Annotated in this window: 1 protein-coding gene and 1 pseudogene; one reads left to right on the forward strand and one right to left on the reverse strand. The window is 63.5% G+C overall.

Going from position 1 to position 1,158, the window contains the following annotated elements; all coding sequences use genetic code 11:
* A pseudogene (locus EN884_RS39995) lies at nucleotides 1-175 on the reverse strand (diguanylate cyclase); the annotation flags it as partial.
* A gap of 128 nt (nucleotides 176-303) precedes the next feature.
* Here EN884_RS39995 and EN884_RS36540 point away from each other — a divergent pair.
* Nucleotides 304-1,158 (forward strand): LysR family transcriptional regulator (locus EN884_RS36540; RefSeq protein WP_164895444.1); only part of this gene is annotated, 855 nt, incomplete at its 3' end.

The following is a 1,158-nucleotide window of genomic DNA, read 5'->3' on the forward strand; positions in this document are numbered from 1 at the left end:
GTTGGGCGGCTTCCTCGGCCCGCGCCGGAACCGGTTGACCGATGAGCCCATAGGCAATCGCCGTGCTGGCGCCGAAGGCGCTGGCCAACGCCAGGAACTCGCGGCGGCCAAGCGCGCCGCTCTTCGCGCCTTTCGCAAATGTGCCGATCGCCGGATGAAGAGGTCTGGATGTCATATCGGTTCTCCCATTGTTGATTTTACGCCCAAATTCGGTGGAATGCCCTTGCCGCGTCGTTGCTGGGCGCTGTTTTCTACAAGACGCAGCGGATGGCGGCGGGGCCGCGACGGCGAGGGGAAGGCAAGATGAATCTTCTGACGGCGATGCGGGTGTTCGATCGGGTCTGCCTGCTGGGCAGCCTGTCGGCGGCGGCGCGCGATCTCAACATGTCGACGACGGCCGTCAGCCGCACCATCAAGGAACTGGAAGACGACCTCGGCGTCCGGCTCATCAATCGCACCACAAGGCGCCTCAGCCTCACAGAGGCGGGCCGCGACTATGCTCCGCGTGCCCGCATCCTGCTCGACGACATTTCCGAACTGCAGGATTCGACGCGCGGCCTTCACAAGGAGACGCGCGGCCTGATCCGGGTTTCCTGCTCCAATGTTCTGGGCCACACGCGCATAACCAAGCTGGTGCCGAAATTCCTCGAAGAGAACCCGCTCACCACGATCGAGTTCGACCTCACCGCGCGTTATGTCGTCGGCATTGTCGAGGAAGGCTACGATGTCGCCATCCGCTTCGGCGGTCAGGCCGATTCCGCCTTGATTGCCCGCCGGCTTGGGGAAGTTCGCAACTATGTCTGCGCCACGCCCGATTATTGGGACACAAACGGCCGCCCGGTCCACCCGGATGAGCTGGCAAGCCATTCCTGCGTGCTGAGCAATTTCGCCAAGCGGCTTGGCACATGGCCTTTCATCGGACCAGACGGCCCTTTCGATGCGGCTGTCGGCGGGCGCATCTCGACCAACAGCGTCGAGGCCGCCTACCAGATGACCACCGCCGGTTTCGGCATCGGCAATCTGCCCAGCCTGCTGGTCGATGCTGCGATCAGCGACGGCCGGTTGGAAGTGCAGCTGGATGAGTTTCGCCCCGGCTCCAGCCCGATCTACGCACTCTATCCGCACCTTGGCCGCAATATAGGTGCGGTGCGGATAGAG

This window comes from Mesorhizobium sp. M7A.F.Ca.AU.001.01.1.1 (assembly GCF_004022735.1).
Lineage (GTDB): Bacteria > Pseudomonadota > Alphaproteobacteria > Rhizobiales > Rhizobiaceae > Mesorhizobium > Mesorhizobium ciceri.